This window comes from Pelodictyon clathratiforme (genome assembly GCF_982375515.1).
This window is the reverse complement of sequence record NZ_OZ455102.1, coordinates 2584026-2600668: the sequence shown is the minus strand read 5'-3', so window position 1 is coordinate 2600668 and position 16643 is coordinate 2584026. Positions and strand designations below refer to the sequence as shown.

The window sequence follows — 16643 nt, the reverse complement described above, 5'->3', positions numbered from 1 at the left end:
CCAGAAATACATCCGTGAAATTAAAAAAACGAGGACAAACGCCTCGTTTTTTTAAAAGATCCCCATCAATACCGGAAAAGGAGAGTTTATCGTTCTCTTCTCAATCCCTGAACCGTTGTTCAATATCCTTGGTTGGCTTGGCATAACCTGCCGCCTTGGGCGAAGAACCCTTGAAAACAGATGATGATCCAGCTCCACCGTAAATGAAGGGATAGGCATTGACCAACAACCGCTTCGTCGTCTTTCCGATATTCTCAAGAGCGTCTCCGACTACCCACCAGTGCCCGTCAATGAAGACCTCAACGAATCTTCCGTAACACTCCGCCCCATTGGTAAATACTCCAGATAGTTTGCTCATGGCCGCTTGATTTTCAGGGTTAATTACACTATTAAGCCAATCTAATAAATCCGGTCATGAAAAAAAAATATTTTATCTTCCCTTGGTTCCTTCCTGCAGGAATAGCAACCAGGCGGTTCAAGTACTGTGTGTTGACGGCTCATTATCCAGTAGAAGCCACGAGTGCGTTACTATGCTGTGGGTGGTTGAATGCGTATCTCTAACAGATCAAAAATTACAGAATTTGATGGGAAAAGTAATGCCTTACAGGGGGCTCTGGCCAACGCTGCATGAAACGGTTTTCATGACGGACGGTGCATTCGTCATTGGTGACGTGCATATTGGCGCTTATTCAAGTGTCTGGTTCAATGCGGTGGTGCGGGGTGATGTCTGTCCTATCCGCATCGGTGAGAAAACCAGTGTGCAGGATAATGCAACGCTGCATGTTACACACGATACCGGCCCATTGAACATCGGCAACTGTGTCACCATTGGTCATGGAGCCGTTCTTCATGCCTGCACGGTGAAGGACTATGTGCTGATCGGCATGGGCGCAGTGCTGCTTGATGACTGTGTTGTTGAGCCCTGGTCGATTGTCGCCGCCGGATCACTGGTCAGGCAGGGGTTTACGGTGCCTTCAGGAATGCTCGTTGCCGGTGTTCCCGCTAAAGTGATGCGCCCGATAACTGATGCTGAACGACGCAATATTGAGGAGTCACCGGAAAACTATGTGCGCTACTCGCAAAACTATCGGGCAGAGGAGCCGCAGCCATAATCGTGGAACTCCTTCTGAACTTTTCCAGCGGTCTTCTTCTCCGATTTCACTAAATTGGGCCAGAAGTTATTGATTCTTTCCGACAGGCGCGGTGCTTTTCATGCTGCCCCGGCCTTTCCTGTTTTTTTTAAACGCATCTCACGAAACTCTTTTTTCTTTTATGATGCAAAACGATGTTGTTGTTATCGGCGGTGGCATAAGCGGCCTCAGCCTTGCTTATTATTGTGTGCAGGCTGGCATGAAAACCACGCTGCTTGAAAAAAATGATACGATCGGCGGCTCTTTTGCCTCCCCTCAGTACAACGCTCACGGCAAGAATTTCTGGATGGAACTTGGCGCTCATACCTGTTACAGCTCATACCAGAATCTGCTCGATATTGTTGAAGGGTGTGGCCTGAAGGATTCGATCATTCCCCGTGCCAAGGTGCCCTTTACCCTCTTTGTCAATGGAAAAATCAAATCTATTGTTTCCCAGCTTCACATTCTGGAACTGCTTGTTTCCGTCCCGAACCTCTTCAAACTGAAGAAAACCGGATTGAGCGTCAGCTCCTATTATTCAAAAATTGTGGGAGAACGCAACTACCGGGAGGTGATCAGCCATTTCTTCAATGCTGTCCCATCACAGAAAACGGACGATTTTCCTGCCGATATGATGTTTAAAAGCCGGGAGAAGAGAAAGGATATGCTGAAGAACTATACCTTCACCAACGGTTTGCAGAGTGTTGCGCGGGCGATTTCCGCAAAAAGCGGCCTGAATGTTTTTACCAGTCAGGATGTCAATTCAGTGGTGTATAAAGATGGCCTCTATGAAATCAGGAGTGCCGGAGGTGGAGAGTATTCAGCCAAAACACTTGTTTTTGCAACACCCTCTTCGGTCACCTCAAAGCTATTGAAAGGTATTCAGCCCGATATCGCAAACCATCTTGGCCAGCTCAAGGCTGCTGATGTTGATTCTGTAGGGGTCATTGTCCGCAAGGAGAATGTCAAGCTCAAACCTGTTGCAGCTCTTATTGCACCCAACGACGTTTTCTTTTCAGTCGTATCGCGCGATACCGTACCAGACGATAACTATCGTGGTTTTGTTTTCCATTTCAAGCCGGGTCTGGATGAAAAGACGAAAAGAAGCCGCATCACAGAGGTGCTTGGTATTGGATTTTCGAAGATAGAGCATACCGAATCAAAACAGAATACCGTGCCTACGCTTCGGCTTGGCCATCATGAGTGGCTTGAAAAAACGGACGCACTGTTGAAGGGAAACAAGAGCCTGCTTCTGACCGGTAATTATTTTGGCGGTATGGCTATTGAAGATTGCGTGAGTCGTTCAAAAAGTGAATTTGCCCGACTGAAAGGATAGGATATTGTGGAAATCTCCGGGTCATTTGACTCGGAGTGAGCTTACTGTTGTATGCGTATGGAGATCATCCAGAATTTTTGGGATTTGGTTCAGGGTGGTTACCTGATACCGGCACTGGTGGTTCTGGTTGCCCTGATTGGTTATCTGGCGGCAAATTCGCTTTTCAGCAGAGCACTGGCGGCCATCCGTTTTTCGATCAGAGGCGCCAGTGTTCCTTTGGAACTCATGGCTTGGCCATTCCGTTTGCTTCTCTCTCTTGTGGCTTTGGCCATGCTTCTCCATGCAATACCCTTCCCTGAGGATACAAGGGATATTCTCCGGCACCTCCTCCTCATTATTGCCATTATCGGTATCGCCTGGTTTTTCATGCGACTGTTCAGGGTTTTTGAGCAATTGATCCTGCAACGTTACGCGGCAAAAGTCCGGGAAAACGAATCTGCAAGAAAAATATCCACCCATGTCAGCCTCGCCCGCAAGATTCTCAATGTGCTTCTTCTGCTTCTTGCTGTTTCCAGTGTGCTGATGACCTTTGATACGGTTCGTCAGGTTGGGTTAAGCATTCTTGCCTCTGCAGGTATTGCCAGCGTGATTATTGGCTTTGCAGCCCAAAAAAGCCTCACAACCCTTATCTCCGGAATCCAGATTGCCATAACGCAGCCGATCAGCATCGATGATGTGGTCGTTGTTGAAAACGAGTGGGGGAGAATTGAAGAGATTACCCTGACCTATGTTGTTGTTCAGCTCTGGGATCAGCGCCGCCTTATTGTGCCCATCAACTGGTTTATTGATCGTCCCTTTGAGAACTGGTCACGCACCTCGGCAGAGCTGCTTGGTACCGTGTTTTTCTATACGGATTATACCGTTAATCCCGAAACGCTCCGCCATGAGCTCGAACGGGTTTTGGCATCAACTCCTCTCTGGGATGGCCGCGTGGCGCAACTCCACATAACCAATATCACCGAAAAATCGGTCGAGATACGGGTGCTTGTGAGTGCAGCCAACTCCTCCAACGTCTGGGAACTGCGCTGTCTGGTGCGTGAACAGTTGATCGAGTTCATCAAGAGTAACTATCCCGGATGGTTGCCGAAACTGACGATGGAGATGGATAAGGGTAAAATGGCTCCTGAAACATAAAAAAATGTGATTTTTGCCGTTTTTTCCATAGTTTCGCAAACTATTCTGATCGTTGTCGCGCCCTTTTGATAGGGGATTGGTAAGGATTTGGATTTTATTAAAGTAAATGTTTTTGATCAGTTAAAAAGGAGGAGTGCATGGCGCAGGCAAAACAGGGAGATACCGTCAGGGTTCATTATACCGGAACGCTTGATGACGGTACGATGTTCGACACATCAGTTGACCGTGAACCACTGGAGTTTACAATTGGGGGTGGGCAGGTTATCATCGGATTCGATACAGCAGTACTCGATATGGCCCCCGGAGAGAAAAGGACTTCCGTGATCCCTGCCGTGGAGGCATATGGAGAGCACAGTAAAGAGCTGGTAACCGATGTTGATCGTGAGCGGTTTCCTGCCGATATGGAACTTGAAATCGGCCAGCAGCTTCAGGTCGGGCTTCCCGACAACCAGCATGCCGTGGTTATGGTGGTTGACTTGAGTGATACCTCAGTCACGCTTGATGCCAATCACCCCCTCGCAGGCCAGGATCTCACCTTTGAAATCGAGCTTGTCGAGATTCTTTAAGTTATCACGCATCTAAATGATTGCTGCCATAAAAGGCGGAACAGCAAAAAGCTTTTCCGCCGTTTTTTTGTAGATTATGATTGATCGGTCGGATCGGTAAGATTGGATGGATCCGACTGATCAATTCAGTGCTCCGAGCGTGATTATAACAGACATTTACTTGAAAAACTGCTATTTTTGCCCGGGCACTCTTTTTTCCCTTTTAAGAGGGCGTCCGTGTTTATTGTGGGTTTATACTTGTCATTATAAACCGGCAGGCTTAAATAATGAGTTGACTGCTCTTTCATTATGATTGTGAGGTTGTCTTGTACAGAAAGAAGCCGTCCATTCTGCTGATTGGGAGTTAGCGGTTAATGGACAATCAGGCAGGAATTCTTTTTGCTGCTGTTACTTGGCAGCACAAATAACGTATTGCTCCAGAAGCTTTTATTGAAGATATGGTGCCGGTTAAAGCCATGCGTGGCAATGCGTGCTGCACACGGACGTTTCGCGCTAATGCGCATGCGCTGGTGAGCGCTTGGTCGTTAGACACACTCCCAATCGTCGCCAAGAGATCGCGATACGGTATTTTGCTGGAGAAGAATTTGAGATGAAAAAAGCCGAGGGTGTGCAAACGCTTTTATCGTAGGCCACCCGATATCCAGATAAATAAGCCAACCATGCTTCGCCTGCAAAGTCGCTACAAATCATTTGGTTTGGTCTGTTTTACTCCCATACATGCCAAACAACATTAATTTGGGAGCTAATCTTAGGAGTTTCATTATGAAAAATCTGAAACAAATTTATGGGATTGTGTTTGCTCTGTCCATTCTCATGACCACCCCTGTGATGGCTGATACCGGTACGGTGAAATGGTTTAATAAAATGAAAGGCTTTGGTTTTATTATCCCTGATAATGGCGGAGCGGATGTATTTGTGCATATCAACGAACTTGAAAAGTCTGGGCTTGCTACCTTAAATGAAGCCGATAAAGTCAAATATGATATGGTTGAAAAGAATGGTAAAGTGGCTGCTGGAAATATTCAGTTGCTGAAATAGAACCATAGATGCTATGAGGAACGAACCGCATTGATTGCGTAACGCTATGCTTAACCGTCCGTTCCAGTGCATCCTCAGAATGATGCGCTTTGGTGTTTTCAGGTTCCGTAAGGTGGCACGGGGCGCTACTCGTTAGCGTTATATTTAAAATTGTGATTTTCTCAGCATGAACCCTGTGAAAAAGCTGCGACCGAGTGGCGGCTATCGTAAGAGCGCCAGTTTTCAAACGGCCACTCTGATATATGACGCCACTTACTGGTTTTGCGAGAAGTTCATTGATTCCCGATCGCGTACAGTGGATCAGATGATCCAGGCGGCCCGTTCCGGTAGGCAGAACATTGCTGAGGGGAGCCGTGCTGCGGCAACCTCCTCACAAACAGAACCGCGGTTGATTAATGTTGCACGGGCCAGCCTTGAGGAGCTTCTGCTTGATTTTGAGGACTATCTGCGCCACCGGCACCTTCCTCAATGGCCGCCTTCAAGCCAGGACGCGTATGCCGTTCGCGATGTGCCGAAACGGTTCAGGCAAAGCTCTCCTGATCACTCCGATCTGACCGATATTGGTGATCAGGAGCGGTGGGAGCTCTATGCGCCATGGCTGGAGCATGATGATGCTGCCATTCGCTCCAATGCGATTATCTGCCTTATCAATCAGGCGAATTACCTGCTCGACCAGCAGATTGCTGCGCTGGAAAAGGCGTTTATTGAGGGCGGGGGCTATAGTGAGCAACTTGCTGTAGCCCGCCTGGTAGAGCGTAAACGGCAGCAGGAGGAGCACTCCGGTTCACTCGAACCTGCTGGTTCCATTCCCTCATGCCCGCAATGTGGCAAGCCCATGGTGTTGCGGACGGCCAAGGCCGGAATAAACGATGGCAAACAGTTTTGGGGCTGCAGCGGCTATCCCGCGTGCCGAGGGGTTGTGAAGCTCTGATTGTTCTGCGTGGCGGGAAAGCTCCTTTTGCCGGTGACGATCCCGACGAAGATATCGATCTCGAAGGCGATCTCGAAAGCATTCTCGATGAAATGATCGGGGCGAGCATACCCTCGAACCGTTTTTTGTCAAGAACCTCGAAACCGTGCAGGGGGACGAGCGCCATATCATTTTGTTCAGCGTCACCTACGGCCCTGACCAGTCGGGTCACACTACCATAAATTTCGGCCCGCTCAACCGTGACGGTGGAGAACGGCGCCTCAATGTGGCGCTTACACGGGCTCGATCAGAGATGATCGTCTTTTCAACGCTCAGTCCTGACCGCATTGATCTCTCCCGAACATCGGCAAGAGCCGTTATCGACCTGAAACATTTTCTCGAATACGCCGAACGAGGGCCATCTGTACTCGGAGCAGCCGTTCATGGATCCATGGGGGATTTCGATTCTCCTTTCGAATCGGCCATAGCTCTGGCATTGCGCGACAAAATCCGCCAGAACGTGCTTGAAAACCTCGGCATAGCCCGTCTCAGCCAATTTGCAAGAGAGCGGATAATCGAAGGGGTGGGCAGGTTATCATAGGATTCGATGCTGCAGTACTCGATATGGCCCCCGGAGAGAAAAGGACTTCCGTTATCCCTGCCGTTGAGGCATATGGAGAGCACAGTAAAGAGCTGGTAACCGATGTTGATCGTGAGCGGTTTCCTGCCGATATGGAACTTGAAATCGTCTAGCAGCTTCAGGTCGGGCTTCCCGACAACCAGCATGCCGTGGTTATGGTGGTTGACTTGAGTGATACCTCAGTCACGCTTGATGCCAATCACCCCCTCGCAGGCCAGGATCTCACCTTTGAAATCGAGCTTGTCGAGATTCTTTAACCTAAACTGAGCGATTTGTTATAAAAAAAGCTCCCATATTTACGGTTAAAGTGTTATATTAAAATGTGTAACGGGAAATTACCACTTGTAATGCAACACAAACAGAAAAATAAGGAAGCTCTATGTCGAAAGGTACAAAAAATAGCCGCAAAAAAGACCATCACATCAGTTCTGTCGGGACAACCAATGATTGTATTACCAACCGTGCTGGGCTGACATTGTTCGCCACCTATCTGCAGAGTATTCAGCTCATGCCGATTATGGATGAAATGTTTTGTGCCATGCGAAAAAACAAAAAAGGCGTCCCGGTTGTTGATCTGCTTCTTCAATTGTTGTGCTTTTTTATGGATGGTACCAGCCGTCACCTGACGCAGTTCGACCAGCTCAAAAAAGAAAGGAGCTATGCTCCGCTGATTGGCTGTAAGCCAGAGCACTTGGCATCGTCTCATGCAGTCAAGAGATTTTTTGGAATTTTCTCTTTTCATCAAGTCAAGCTGTTCCGTTATTTATTGCAAAAGATTTTTTTGTGGCGTCTGAAAATTGATCAGCCCGCAGTTATTGAACTGGGTATTGATTCTATGGTGATGGATAATAATGATGCTCTGAAACGAGAAGGTGTTGAACCAACGTACAAGAAAGTCAACGGTTTTCATCCCGTACAAATGAATTGGGGCAGGTACTTTGTTGATGCTGTTTTCCGTGTTGGCTCAGATCATTCAAATCATGGTCAAACGGTTGAAATGATGATACGTCATATTGTTGCTACGATCAGAAAGGAGTATCGTGTTAACGTACCGATCATTATTCGAATGGATTCCGGCTTCTACGATCAGAAGTTGTTCAAAACCTGTGAGTCGTTGCATGTTGGTTATATATGCGGCGGAAAGCTTTACGACAATGTAAAAAAAGCTGCGGAGGAGAACGCCAATTGGTCTAACTTTAACTCGCACAATAAAAAGGAGATATGGGAGTATACCGAGTTTATGTGTCAACAAGAAACTTGGGATTTGGCCCGTCGGACGATTTATAGTCGTATGATTCAGCATGACCGGCAACTTGTCGTACCTGGACTGGGTACTGATAGCGTCATCGTCACCAACATTGGTATGGGTTGTTGTTTGATTGACGAACTTCTCTATCAAGCCGGTGCCGAGAATCTTCTTTTCGCTCACGATATTCTCGGAAACTATCACCAGCGTGGCAATGATGAATTGGCCAACCGTGCCATCAAAAACTTTGGCGAAGAACAATTACCCTTCAAGTATTTTTATGCTAATGCAGCATGGTACTTTCTCATGCTGCTTGGTAATAATCTGTTCGAGAGCTTCAAAGCAGATGTCAGCTCATCAGTTATTGCTACAACAGTTTATGCAGATACATTTCGTCGGCAGCTTATTGATACCGCAGCCAAAATTGTTCGTAATGGCAAAAAGCTTATGATGAAAGTTCCAACGGACTGCTTTCATCGGCTGCAATTCGATAAACTCTTTGAGCGCTGTTTAAACGTTACTGTTTTGATGTGTTAAACAACGCGTTACGGCAATAGAATGCCTATGCCAATTAGCATTGGAGGGGAGGTTGCGCCCAAAAAGAACCTACCACAGCTATTTCGCTCAGATTGTCACAATATTTTTAAAATGAGTGCCTTGCTGTTCAGAAAATGGACAAGCAATTGGGTCTGGAATAATCTTTTTTGGTATAAAATCAGGATTCTTCAGGCTGTTTGGCTATAATTTGTCTCAATTGTTTTTCTTTTCTGTATTTCTGACGTTGGATGGGTTGCTGTTTTACGAATCGCTCAGTTTAGGTTTAAGTTATCACGCATCTAAATGATTGCTGCCATAAAAGGCGGAACAGTAACTACACTTTTCCGCCTTTTTGCTGGTTTAGAGCACTATCTTTCGGTAGGTGGCGCAATTTGGCTGTTATTGAAAAAGCCGGGTTTGCGTATCAGTTCATAACGCCAATTTTCTGCCAGGAAGCATCTGGCTGCAGTGTCACTGTAACATAAAGAGTTTTATCCTTTATGTCAGATGATGAGAGTCCTTTTACTTTCAGGTCTGCATTTACTTGTTCAGGGGTTAATCTATACAGTCCGCCTGTGATAGCATCGATGCCTAATCCGATAAAACCACCGAAAATAATGTTACCCCATACCCAGCTATTTGTTTTCTTGGTTAGTGTCATTTCGTATGGGTGGTAACCAACCAAATCCATCTTTACGGTATGGATATCCTTTGTCGACAAATCTTCAGTTAAAGGAGTGTTCCCTAATGTTTTGCCATCAACGCTAACTGCAGCACCTGTTGGATTGCTGGAAAAACCGATTTTTTGTTTTGACCCATCCATAATCGTTGCACAACCTGTTAACACAGGTCCAAGTCCAACCAATAGTAGTAACGAAATAAATGTGTTCTTTTTCATCGTTCTTTTTTTTTTAATGTTAGAAGGATACTTTACGCAAACGCAAGTATTCGCGTAAGACAATGTAAGAAGAATCTGTATAGTACAAGGCTTTATTCTGTATTTTGTTGAAATTATGTTATGTAATAATTTCTGTGAAGTTCCTCACTCAACCGGGCATGAATTGCGGGGATCGTAAGAGTGAACCATCATTTCGCACAGTTTTTCAATCTCCCGGTCGTTTTTTCTTTTTTCGAGTGCTTGCTTTGCAAAAGCATGCCCGAGAGCGGCTAATTGATGCGGCTACAGGCTTGCTGAGCCGCATTCAAAAACATTGGCGGGCACCGATGGTCTTAAAGAATTGCGTGTCAAAGTTGGCACTGATATTTGCAGAATATTCTACTTCCATCATAGGGGCACCCTGTATGTGGCAACATCAGGCTACATAAAAAAGGAGATGAAAACAGATCATGGCGAAATTGAAAAGGCTCAAAAATTACGCAAGATTTTTATAGAGGAGATGATGCAATGAAGACAACTAATTTTGATGACCTGCTTGCAGAGAATCTCAAGGATGAAGAGTTCAAAAAAGAGTATGATGCTCTCGAAGAGGAATTTGATGTCGCAAAAAAGATTATCCATCTCCGCATGATTGCCGGTATGACTCAAAAAGAGCTTGCACGTCAGGCACATACGTCACAAGCTGCGATTTCCCGGTTGGAATCAGGAGCGTACAGAAACGTCAGTCTGGCATTTTTGCGTCGTGTTGGAGCTGTTTTGGGAGTAAAGCCACACGTTAGTTTTCATTAGCGGGTTTTGACTCATACCTGTTCAAAATGCTGCTCCCGTCGCCCAGTATCTGCCTGCCGATCAGGCGCTGTTCGACGTCGTCATCTTCGACGAAGCATCGCAGATTACCGTCTGGGACGCGGTAGGCTCCCTCGCACGCGGTAAACAGGTTATCATCGCCAGCGACCCGAAGCAGATGCCACCAACCAATTTTTTTGCCCGTTCCGATGATGATCCCGACGGCGATATCGATATCGAAGGCGATCTCGAAAGCATCCTTGATGAAATGCGCAAAGTCGAATACATTTGCACTGAAGAGATCAGGGCAATTGATAAACTGCTATCAACCAATGGTGACCAGGTGGAACTCGCCCGACACCTTGGCATAGTCCGCCTCAGCCAGTTTGCAAGGGAAAGGTTAATTGAGGCGATGGGGGAGTGAGGTATGAGAGGCTCATCTTTGCATCGTACTGATTGTTTGAAAGTTGATGAGCGTTATTATGATCTTCAAATACTTGAAAATCTGGTGTATTCTTCTTACATAGGAATGCATGCACCACGATGATGCATACCCATGTTTTGAACAAAAGTGCTCACGGAGTAAAAAGCCTTGATGAACTCAATTAATCGTATTATTGTGACCCATGGAGATACTTAATGAATACTGTTGCTGTTTCAAGTAAGTTTCAGGTTGTTATACCCAAAGAAATAAGAGAAGATATTGGCCTTCGTGCCGGAACAACGATGGAGATCATCACCTATGGGAGTCGGATTGAACTTGTACCAATCCAACCAATGAAATCGCTCAAAGGTATCTTTAAGGGTATTAACACCGAGATCAAAAGAGAAGAAGAGAGAATATGAGTGTTGTTGACTCTTCATGCTGGTTGGAATACTTTGCTGGCAGTAACGTTGGTGATTCTGTTGCTGGAGCGATAGAAGATATCTCATCCCTTGTTGTTCCATCAATTACCCTTTATGAAGTTTTCAAGAAATTATTGAGCGAAACAAACGAAGATCAAGCTTTAACTGGCCCTCGCTCATATGAGACAAGGAGGAGTGATCGAACTCGACGCAGATCTGGCAATTTATTCCGCGAAGATCTTCAAAGACAACAAATTAGCGTTAGCTGACAGTATAATTTATACCACTTCCTCGAAATACAATTGTACGCTCTGGACACAGGATCAGCATTTCAAGGGTTTGAAGAGAGTGAAATATTTCGAAAAAGAGAGATAGTCGCCTGACAATAAAGATGGACACCGGCTGCAGGGATAAAATTATGGTTCGCACTATTCCGGAATGGGGCGTAAAGATGTAAGCGCCACAATGATGTATACCCATGTTTTGAACAAAGGTGGTCGTGGTGTAAAAAGCCCTGCTGATATGCTTCTTTCCGGTTTAGACCGATCTGTATAAACCGGCAGGGTTAAATGATTGTTGATGCGTTTAAATTATTTATAAATAATCAATTGTCTGACCTGTGAATACGATATTTAAGATGTTTTATACAGAATGCAGCTTTCTGCTTTTCCTGAATCAGGCAGATCAGTCTAAATGTTGTTATAAGTGAATCAAAATGAGACCAATGCTCATATGAACAAAAATGATTTAGAAGAGCTCGTTGAAATCAGGATAAAGGAGGCTAAGGCTCTCCTCGATGCTGAAAGTTACCAGGGGGCGTATTACCTTGCTGGATATTCGCTGGAATGTGCCATAAAAGTATGCATTGCGAAGCAGGTGCAGCAGTACGATTTCCCAAATTTAGAGTTAGCTAAAAATAGTTACAGCCATAAACTAACAGATTTGCTGGGTGTCGCAGGTTTAAAGCAAAAGCTGAGTGAAAAAGAACAGGAAGACGGGAATTTTCAACTTAACTGGGCTGTCGCAAAAGATTGGAATGAAAAGGCGAGATACGAAAGTAGAGTCGAAGAAAGAAAAGCAAAAGATCTCTATGAAGCAATTACAGACAATCAATCAGGAATATTGGCATGGCTAAAGACATTTTGGTAACAGAGAGTCTTTCAGACTCTATGATAAAAGCCGGTGCCAAGCTAGTAGAAAGACTTGATGCCGAGCAGGCTGAGATAAAGAGCGCGTTTTGGCTTTATTTTTCAGAAGATAAAGCTTGGAAACTAATAATTGCTTCGCCTTTGGTCGATTCACTAGGGCCACGTGAGTACTACAAAAAAGTAGTTAGTGCGAACAGTTCTGCATCGAAAGAAGAGGAAGTAATATCTTTGAATGACATTGGTGTTACAAATACAGCGAATCAAGTTGTTCAACTTTTGAAGTTTGCTATAGGTACAGGCGATGGAATTTCTGGTATTAGGTTTTCTAGGAATACAATTAACGGTCATTTCATAGAAGACTCATACATTTACCGATCAAACTTATAACAAACACCTGCACAGGAACCAAAAGCGCCGCTTCGCTATGCTTTAGGTTCCTGTGAGGTGGGCGTTAGGCCCCATAGAAGATCGCCGCACGGTTCGTTTGACAATCTCATTAATTGTAGCTACATTAAAGTTATGAGAGTCGAGTTCGATCCCGCCAAGGACGCAGCCAACCAAGCGAAGCACGGTGTGTCTCTGGCTATGGCAGGCGACCTCGACTGGGAAGCCGCACTGGTCTGGTTTGATGAACGGTTTGAGTACGGCGAGTCGCGAATGATTGCGCTCGCTCCGCAAACCGAAATCCTGTACTGCGTGGCATTTGTAGACTGAGGCGAAGTGCGAAGGGTCATCAGCCTGCGCCGCGCCAATCGTCGAGAGGTGAAACACTATGTCGAAAATCTCTAAGCGTTCAACTATCCTCATGCCCACTGCGGAAGAGGACAAGGCCATTACTGCGGCAGCTAAAAGTGATCCTGACGCGCAGCCACTCACGCCAAAGCAACTGAAGGCGATGGTGCCAATCCGCGCACTGCGTGGTCGTCCGAGGTCTGAAAACAAGAAGCTGCTTGTGTCGGTGCGCTATAGCCCCGAGGTCATCGCCTACTTCAAGTCAACCGGTGAAGGGTGGCAATCGCGAATGGATGGTGTGCTTCGTAAGTACGTCACGCGCCATTCCCGTAGCGCGTGAAATGTGACCGAACCCTGAGGTCACCGGGTTACACCATTCCTGCAGGAACGCTATCGATGGTTGATGTGATCGGGAGATACATGGGGGCAAGCGAGATGATGCATCCCTGCCCGATCGGTTGTTTCAGTGTTTGAAGCACTTCAAAGTGGCGAATGGCCTCTTTTCCCGGATTAGCCGATATTTTTATTTCGACCGGATAGAGTGTGCCGTTCTGATGAATGAGCAGATCGACCTCTTTTGCGTCTTTGTCGCGATAGTACCTCGTAATGCAAATGCCAATAACAGCATCGGCTCAGAACGGGTAATGAGCGTAGCGTTTTCTTCTTCTGATACATGAACGGGGATGTGGCGATGTGATTATTGTTATCTATATTGACAACTTGACGTATCATCGCCGACAATCAGACGAACTGAATCTTGCAATTGGCCGAAGATTGAATTACAGATAGCCGTCATGAGTGAAGAGACCATCCATCCCCGTTTTCTGCGCCCGCGCATCGTGGAAGCTCTGGCAGATACGCCGGTGGTTCTACTCCACGGCCTGCGGCAGTGCGGCAAGACCACGCTGGCCCGACTGGTGGGCGATGAGGCCGGTTTTGCCTATTTCACTTTTGATGATGATGTCCAGCGGGCGGCGGCCCAGACCGATCCGATCGGTTATGTGGCCGATTTGCCGGAACGGGCGGTGCTGGACGAGGTGCAGCGGGTACCGGAACTGTTTACCTCGCTCAAGGCTGCGGTGGATACCCGCCGGTTGCCCGGTCGCTTCATCCTGACGGGGTCGGCCAATGTGCTGCTGGTGCCGAAACTTGCGGATTCTCTGGCTGGCCGCTGGACAAACCGCGTGCCTGGTGAATGTCTCCGAGCTGGCTGCGCCGTTTCAGATCAGCCGCCAGACGATTCGCGAATATCTGACGCTCTTGTCCCGGATTTTTCTGGTGGACGAATTGCCTTCATGGCACAGGAACCGGATGAAGCGGCTGGTAAAGACACCCAAGCTGCATGTAGGCGACACTGGACTGGCCTGCGCCTTGCTTGGATTGAACGGTAACTCACTGTGGGGGGATCGCCCACTGTTTGGCAGGCTGCTGGAAACATTCGTTTATCAGGAGTTGCGACGATTGGCCAGTTGGCATGAAGAAGCTGTCGCCTTCAGCCATTTCCGTGACAAGGATCAGGTCGAAGTCGATGTGGTGCTGGAATCCGAAGGGCTTGTGGCAGGAGTGGAGGTCAAGGCGGCTTCAACCGTAACCGGCGATGATTTCAAGGGCCTGCGCAAGCTGAAAGACGCCGTGCAAAATAACTTTGCAGCAGGTGTGGTGCTCTACGATGGCGAATCTGTTGCAGGATTTGGTGACAGGCTCTATGCCGTACCCATCTCACGGCTATGGGCGGGCGATTGATGCCTTGCACCGAAGCTGTCCTCGTTCAGAGTAGTCACGGTGACGTGGTTTATGAACTGACCGGCAGGATGCTGCAGCGCTTCAGATTCTGACAGTGGTGGAAACTGGTATCGGCTATAGCGTTTTTCGGCTGATTTTATCATCGAGTATAAAAACAGCCGAAAATAAGGATGCGACCTGTGAGACTGATGCAGATGGGGGTACTGCCATCGTTATAATGCCGTTCCGAATTCTATCGGGAGGGGGCCGGGCTGGAGCCCGGCGCTCCCAGGGTATGTCCCCCCTCAGTGTACCGAACATGAAATGCAGGGGTCGTATGACATCACCAGCATGACACAGAGCTTTTCAGTCTCGCGGTTGGTTTTCCCTTCCTTCATGGCCTCGGCGGCAAGCGCCTTCAGGTCGTAATGGATATTGGCGTTGTTCTGGGTTGTCGGAATGATGCAGTCCGCTTGCCGTCATCGTCCATTTCCATTGGTGGTAGAGGACGCCTCTCGGAGCTTCTACAGCACCGGTGGCGGCTCCGGCTCTGGGCTTGTATTCGGCCATAATGTTGCGGAGGTCAGCGTCGTAGTAAAAAATGGATATCTCTTGTGTTTTGAGATTTTACCGATTGCATGCTAAAACACAAGACCCGCTCCTTGTTTTCATCGCTTGACCTTGCCCGAAACCTCGGTATAGCATTGCCAAACTGCACACATTGTGATAAATTGAAAAAATGAAAAGAATCAATTGGAACACGGAAAAGAGCGTGGTACTCAAAGCATCACGGGGAATCTGTTTCGAGGATGTGGTTTTTTTGTTGAAAGGGGTGATATTGGACGACTATCTCCATCCCAACCAGGAGGTATACCCTGAATAACGAATCATGGTATTGAGCGTGACCAATTACGCATATCTTGTACCTTAAGTTGAGTAATGAGGAAGAGTTGTTTCTGAAAACCATTATCTCGAGCAGCAAGGCCAATCAGCAATATTTTGGAGAAAATCATGATGGCTAAACTGACCAAAGAAGATAAGGAAATACTGGATAGCTTTGAAAAAGGTGAATGGGTTCCTGTTCCCGATCTTTCAAAAAGAAGAAAAGAGTTGGCTGAGTATGCTGGTAATTCTTTGAAAAAAGATAAGAGGCTGAATATTCGGATTTCTGAAAGAGACCTCACTGAGTTACAAAGAAAGGCCATCAAAGAAGGTTTGCCGTACCAGACTTATGTAGCAAGTATTATTCACAAGTTCATTAACGGAACACTGGTGGATGGAACAGCAAAAGAGGTGCAAAACAGGCGCTGATGATTTACCCTGTGGAGCCTCGACGAGGTTCGCGATTCAAATAGGGATTATGCCCTGTATTCCTGACTCCGGTTTACACCATTCCTGCAGGGACGTTATCGATGGTTGATGTGATCGGGAGGTATATGGGGGCAAGCGAGATGATGCATCCCTGCCCGATCGGTTGTTTCAGGGTTTGAAGTACCTGAAAATGGCGAATGGCCTCTTTTCCCGGAGTTGCCAATTTTTTTATTTCTACAGGATAGAGTGTGCCGTTCTGATGAATGAGCAGATCGACCTCTTTGGCATCCTTGTCGCGATAGTAATAGATTGGGGCAAGCTTGCCGTTATGCCACCAGCTTTTGATGTCCGATACCACCCAGCTTTCAAGAATGGCTCCTGACATAGCTCCAGCTTCCAGCGTTTCAGGTGATGTCCACTCGGTCAGCCACGCCGCAAGCCCCGTATCGAGGAAGTACAGTTTCGGAGTTTTCACCACTCTTTTGTTGATATTGGTGTGTCACGGTTCGAGCAGGTAGATGATGCCTGAATTTTCAAGAATCGAGAGCCATCGTTTTCCGGTCGTATGGTTGATGTCGCTCTGGCGGCAAAGATCCAGGATATTGAGCATCTGGCCGGTGCGTGCCGCACAGGAGCGGAGAAATCTCAGGAATGCACTTTCGT

At 46.9% G+C, this 16643-nt stretch carries 26 protein-coding genes and 4 pseudogenes; 25 read left to right on the top strand and 5 right to left on the bottom strand.

The genetic code is table 11. The features are described from left to right. Positions 1-100: 100 nt before the first annotated feature. Positions 101-358: a bacteriochlorophyll c-binding family protein gene (locus AC56AD_RS12810; RefSeq protein ID WP_012509178.1), complete on the bottom strand. Its 258-nt coding sequence runs from the start codon at positions 356-358 to the stop codon at positions 101-103. A gap of 226 nt (positions 359-584) precedes the next feature. On the opposite strand from AC56AD_RS12810, the gene AC56AD_RS12805 reads away from it, so the two are divergent. From AC56AD_RS12805 to AC56AD_RS12765, 9 genes and pseudogenes are all read left to right on the top strand, one after another. Then, complete coding sequence (locus tag AC56AD_RS12805; RefSeq protein WP_041526557.1) at positions 585-1112, top strand: gamma carbonic anhydrase family protein; 528 nt, start codon at positions 585-587, stop codon at positions 1110-1112. A gap of 160 nt (positions 1113-1272) precedes the next feature. Continuing rightward, positions 1273-2466 (top strand): protoporphyrinogen/coproporphyrinogen oxidase, encoded by a 1194-nt coding sequence (locus AC56AD_RS12800; RefSeq protein ID WP_012509176.1) that lies wholly within the window; start codon positions 1273-1275, stop codon positions 2464-2466. A 57-nt stretch (positions 2467-2523) separates the two neighbouring features. After that, positions 2524-3600, top strand: coding sequence for a mechanosensitive ion channel family protein (locus tag AC56AD_RS12795; RefSeq protein WP_041526556.1), 1077 nt, complete (start codon positions 2524-2526; stop codon positions 3598-3600). A gap of 137 nt (positions 3601-3737) precedes the next feature. Next, a complete protein-coding gene (locus tag AC56AD_RS12790; protein WP_012509174.1) occupies positions 3738-4166 on the top strand; it encodes an FKBP-type peptidyl-prolyl cis-trans isomerase in 429 nt (142 codons plus the stop codon). A gap of 762 nt (positions 4167-4928) precedes the next feature. Further along, the gene (locus AC56AD_RS12785) at positions 4929-5204 is read left to right on the top strand and encodes a cold-shock protein (RefSeq protein ID WP_498983730.1); all 276 of its coding nucleotides are present in this window, start codon (positions 4929-4931) and stop codon (positions 5202-5204) included. A gap of 166 nt (positions 5205-5370) precedes the next feature. Next, a complete protein-coding gene (locus tag AC56AD_RS12780) occupies positions 5371-6135 on the top strand; it encodes a four helix bundle suffix domain-containing protein (RefSeq protein WP_012509172.1) in 765 nt (254 codons plus the stop codon). Between the two features lie 145 nt (positions 6136-6280). Further along, positions 6281-6715 carry an AAA domain-containing protein gene (locus AC56AD_RS12775; protein ID WP_041526555.1) on the top strand — a complete coding sequence of 145 codons (435 nt, stop codon included), beginning with the start codon at positions 6281-6283 and terminating at the stop codon, positions 6713-6715. Continuing rightward, a pseudogene (locus AC56AD_RS12770) lies at positions 6697-7011 on the top strand (FKBP-type peptidyl-prolyl cis-trans isomerase); the annotation flags it as partial. The gene AC56AD_RS12775 and the pseudogene AC56AD_RS12770, both read left to right, overlap by 19 nt. Before the next feature lie 122 nt (positions 7012-7133). Beyond that, positions 7134-8537: an IS1380-like element ISPph3 family transposase gene (locus tag AC56AD_RS12765; RefSeq protein WP_498983727.1), complete on the top strand. Its 1404-nt coding sequence runs from the start codon at positions 7134-7136 to the stop codon at positions 8535-8537. 424 nt (positions 8538-8961) lie between these two features. Here the strand turns inward: AC56AD_RS12765 and AC56AD_RS12760 are convergent, their stop codons facing one another. Next, positions 8962-9435, bottom strand: a complete 474-nt coding sequence (locus AC56AD_RS12760; RefSeq protein ID WP_012509170.1) for a PEGA domain-containing protein — start codon at positions 9433-9435, stop codon at positions 8962-8964. Between the two features lie 313 nt (positions 9436-9748). Between AC56AD_RS12760 and AC56AD_RS12755 the strand changes: the two genes are divergently transcribed. From AC56AD_RS12755 to AC56AD_RS12705, 11 genes and pseudogenes are all read left to right on the top strand, one after another. Further along, positions 9749-9946 (top strand): type II toxin-antitoxin system RelE/ParE family toxin, encoded by a 198-nt coding sequence (locus AC56AD_RS12755; protein ID WP_083765337.1) that lies wholly within the window; start codon positions 9749-9751, stop codon positions 9944-9946. Beyond that, positions 9943-10224, top strand: coding sequence for a helix-turn-helix domain-containing protein (locus tag AC56AD_RS12750; protein WP_012509169.1), 282 nt, complete (start codon positions 9943-9945; stop codon positions 10222-10224). Before AC56AD_RS12755 ends, AC56AD_RS12750 begins: the two co-directional genes overlap by 4 nt. 13 nt (positions 10225-10237) lie before the next feature. Next, positions 10238-10354, top strand: a pseudogene (locus tag AC56AD_RS12745) (hypothetical protein); the annotation flags it as partial. A 45-nt stretch (positions 10355-10399) separates the two neighbouring features. After that, complete coding sequence (locus tag AC56AD_RS12740; RefSeq protein ID WP_041526553.1) at positions 10400-10645, top strand: hypothetical protein; 246 nt, start codon at positions 10400-10402, stop codon at positions 10643-10645. Positions 10646-10860: 215 nt separating this feature from the next. Next, positions 10861-11067 (top strand): AbrB/MazE/SpoVT family DNA-binding domain-containing protein, encoded by a 207-nt coding sequence (locus AC56AD_RS12735; protein ID WP_012509168.1) that lies wholly within the window; start codon positions 10861-10863, stop codon positions 11065-11067. Beyond that, positions 11064-11336 carry a PIN domain-containing protein gene (locus tag AC56AD_RS12730; RefSeq protein ID WP_263053213.1) on the top strand — a complete coding sequence of 91 codons (273 nt, stop codon included), beginning with the start codon at positions 11064-11066 and terminating at the stop codon, positions 11334-11336. Before AC56AD_RS12735 ends, AC56AD_RS12730 begins: the two co-directional genes overlap by 4 nt. After that, on the top strand, positions 11248-11442 hold the full coding sequence (locus AC56AD_RS12725; protein ID WP_498983721.1) for a PIN domain-containing protein: 195 nt from the start codon (positions 11248-11250) through the stop codon (positions 11440-11442). The genes AC56AD_RS12730 and AC56AD_RS12725 overlap by 89 nt, the downstream gene beginning before the upstream one ends. Positions 11443-11799: 357 nt before the next feature. Then, a complete protein-coding gene (locus AC56AD_RS12720) occupies positions 11800-12216 on the top strand; it encodes a hypothetical protein (protein WP_012509167.1) in 417 nt (138 codons plus the stop codon). Next, the gene (locus tag AC56AD_RS12715; RefSeq protein WP_012509166.1) at positions 12195-12602 is read left to right on the top strand and encodes a hypothetical protein; all 408 of its coding nucleotides are present in this window, start codon (positions 12195-12197) and stop codon (positions 12600-12602) included. Before AC56AD_RS12720 ends, AC56AD_RS12715 begins: the two co-directional genes overlap by 22 nt. Before the next feature lie 186 nt (positions 12603-12788). Then, entirely contained in the window at positions 12789-12929 is a 141-nt protein-coding gene (locus AC56AD_RS12710) for a BrnT family toxin (protein ID WP_499052171.1), read from the top strand. Between the two features lie 58 nt (positions 12930-12987). Beyond that, complete coding sequence (locus AC56AD_RS12705; protein WP_012509164.1) at positions 12988-13287, top strand: BrnA antitoxin family protein; 300 nt, start codon at positions 12988-12990, stop codon at positions 13285-13287. Positions 13288-13315: 28 nt separating this feature from the next. On the opposite strand, the gene AC56AD_RS12700 is transcribed toward AC56AD_RS12705, so the two are convergent. Further along, positions 13316-13507, bottom strand: a complete 192-nt coding sequence (locus tag AC56AD_RS12700) for a hypothetical protein (RefSeq protein WP_499052215.1) — start codon at positions 13505-13507, stop codon at positions 13316-13318. Between the two features lie 234 nt (positions 13508-13741). Between AC56AD_RS12700 and AC56AD_RS12695 the strand changes: the two are divergent. From AC56AD_RS12695 to AC56AD_RS12675, 5 genes and pseudogenes are all read left to right on the top strand, one after another. After that, a pseudogene (locus tag AC56AD_RS12695) lies at positions 13742-14065 on the top strand (AAA family ATPase); the annotation flags it as partial. 10 nt (positions 14066-14075) lie between these two features. Then, a pseudogene (locus AC56AD_RS12690) lies at positions 14076-14276 on the top strand (DUF4143 domain-containing protein); the annotation flags it as partial. Between the two features lie 132 nt (positions 14277-14408). After that, complete coding sequence (locus tag AC56AD_RS12685; protein ID WP_498984673.1) at positions 14409-14690, top strand: DUF4143 domain-containing protein; 282 nt, start codon at positions 14409-14411, stop codon at positions 14688-14690. Between the two features lie 718 nt (positions 14691-15408). After that, positions 15409-15552 carry a hypothetical protein gene (locus AC56AD_RS12680; RefSeq protein ID WP_223293924.1) on the top strand — a complete coding sequence of 48 codons (144 nt, stop codon included), beginning with the start codon at positions 15409-15411 and terminating at the stop codon, positions 15550-15552. Positions 15553-15680: 128 nt separating this feature from the next. Beyond that, positions 15681-15980 (top strand): antitoxin, encoded by a 300-nt coding sequence (locus AC56AD_RS12675; protein WP_012509163.1) that lies wholly within the window; start codon positions 15681-15683, stop codon positions 15978-15980. A 73-nt stretch (positions 15981-16053) separates the two neighbouring features. On the opposite strand, the gene AC56AD_RS12670 is transcribed toward AC56AD_RS12675, so the two are convergent. Both AC56AD_RS12670 and AC56AD_RS12665 read right to left on the bottom strand, forming a co-directional pair. Continuing rightward, complete coding sequence (locus tag AC56AD_RS12670) at positions 16054-16455, bottom strand: DUF4143 domain-containing protein (RefSeq protein ID WP_498983717.1); 402 nt, start codon at positions 16453-16455, stop codon at positions 16054-16056. Positions 16456-16479: 24 nt separating this feature from the next. Beyond that, positions 16480-16629, bottom strand: coding sequence for a DUF8612 domain-containing protein (locus AC56AD_RS12665; RefSeq protein ID WP_499052214.1), 150 nt, complete (start codon positions 16627-16629; stop codon positions 16480-16482). Positions 16630-16643: the final 14 nt, after the last annotated feature.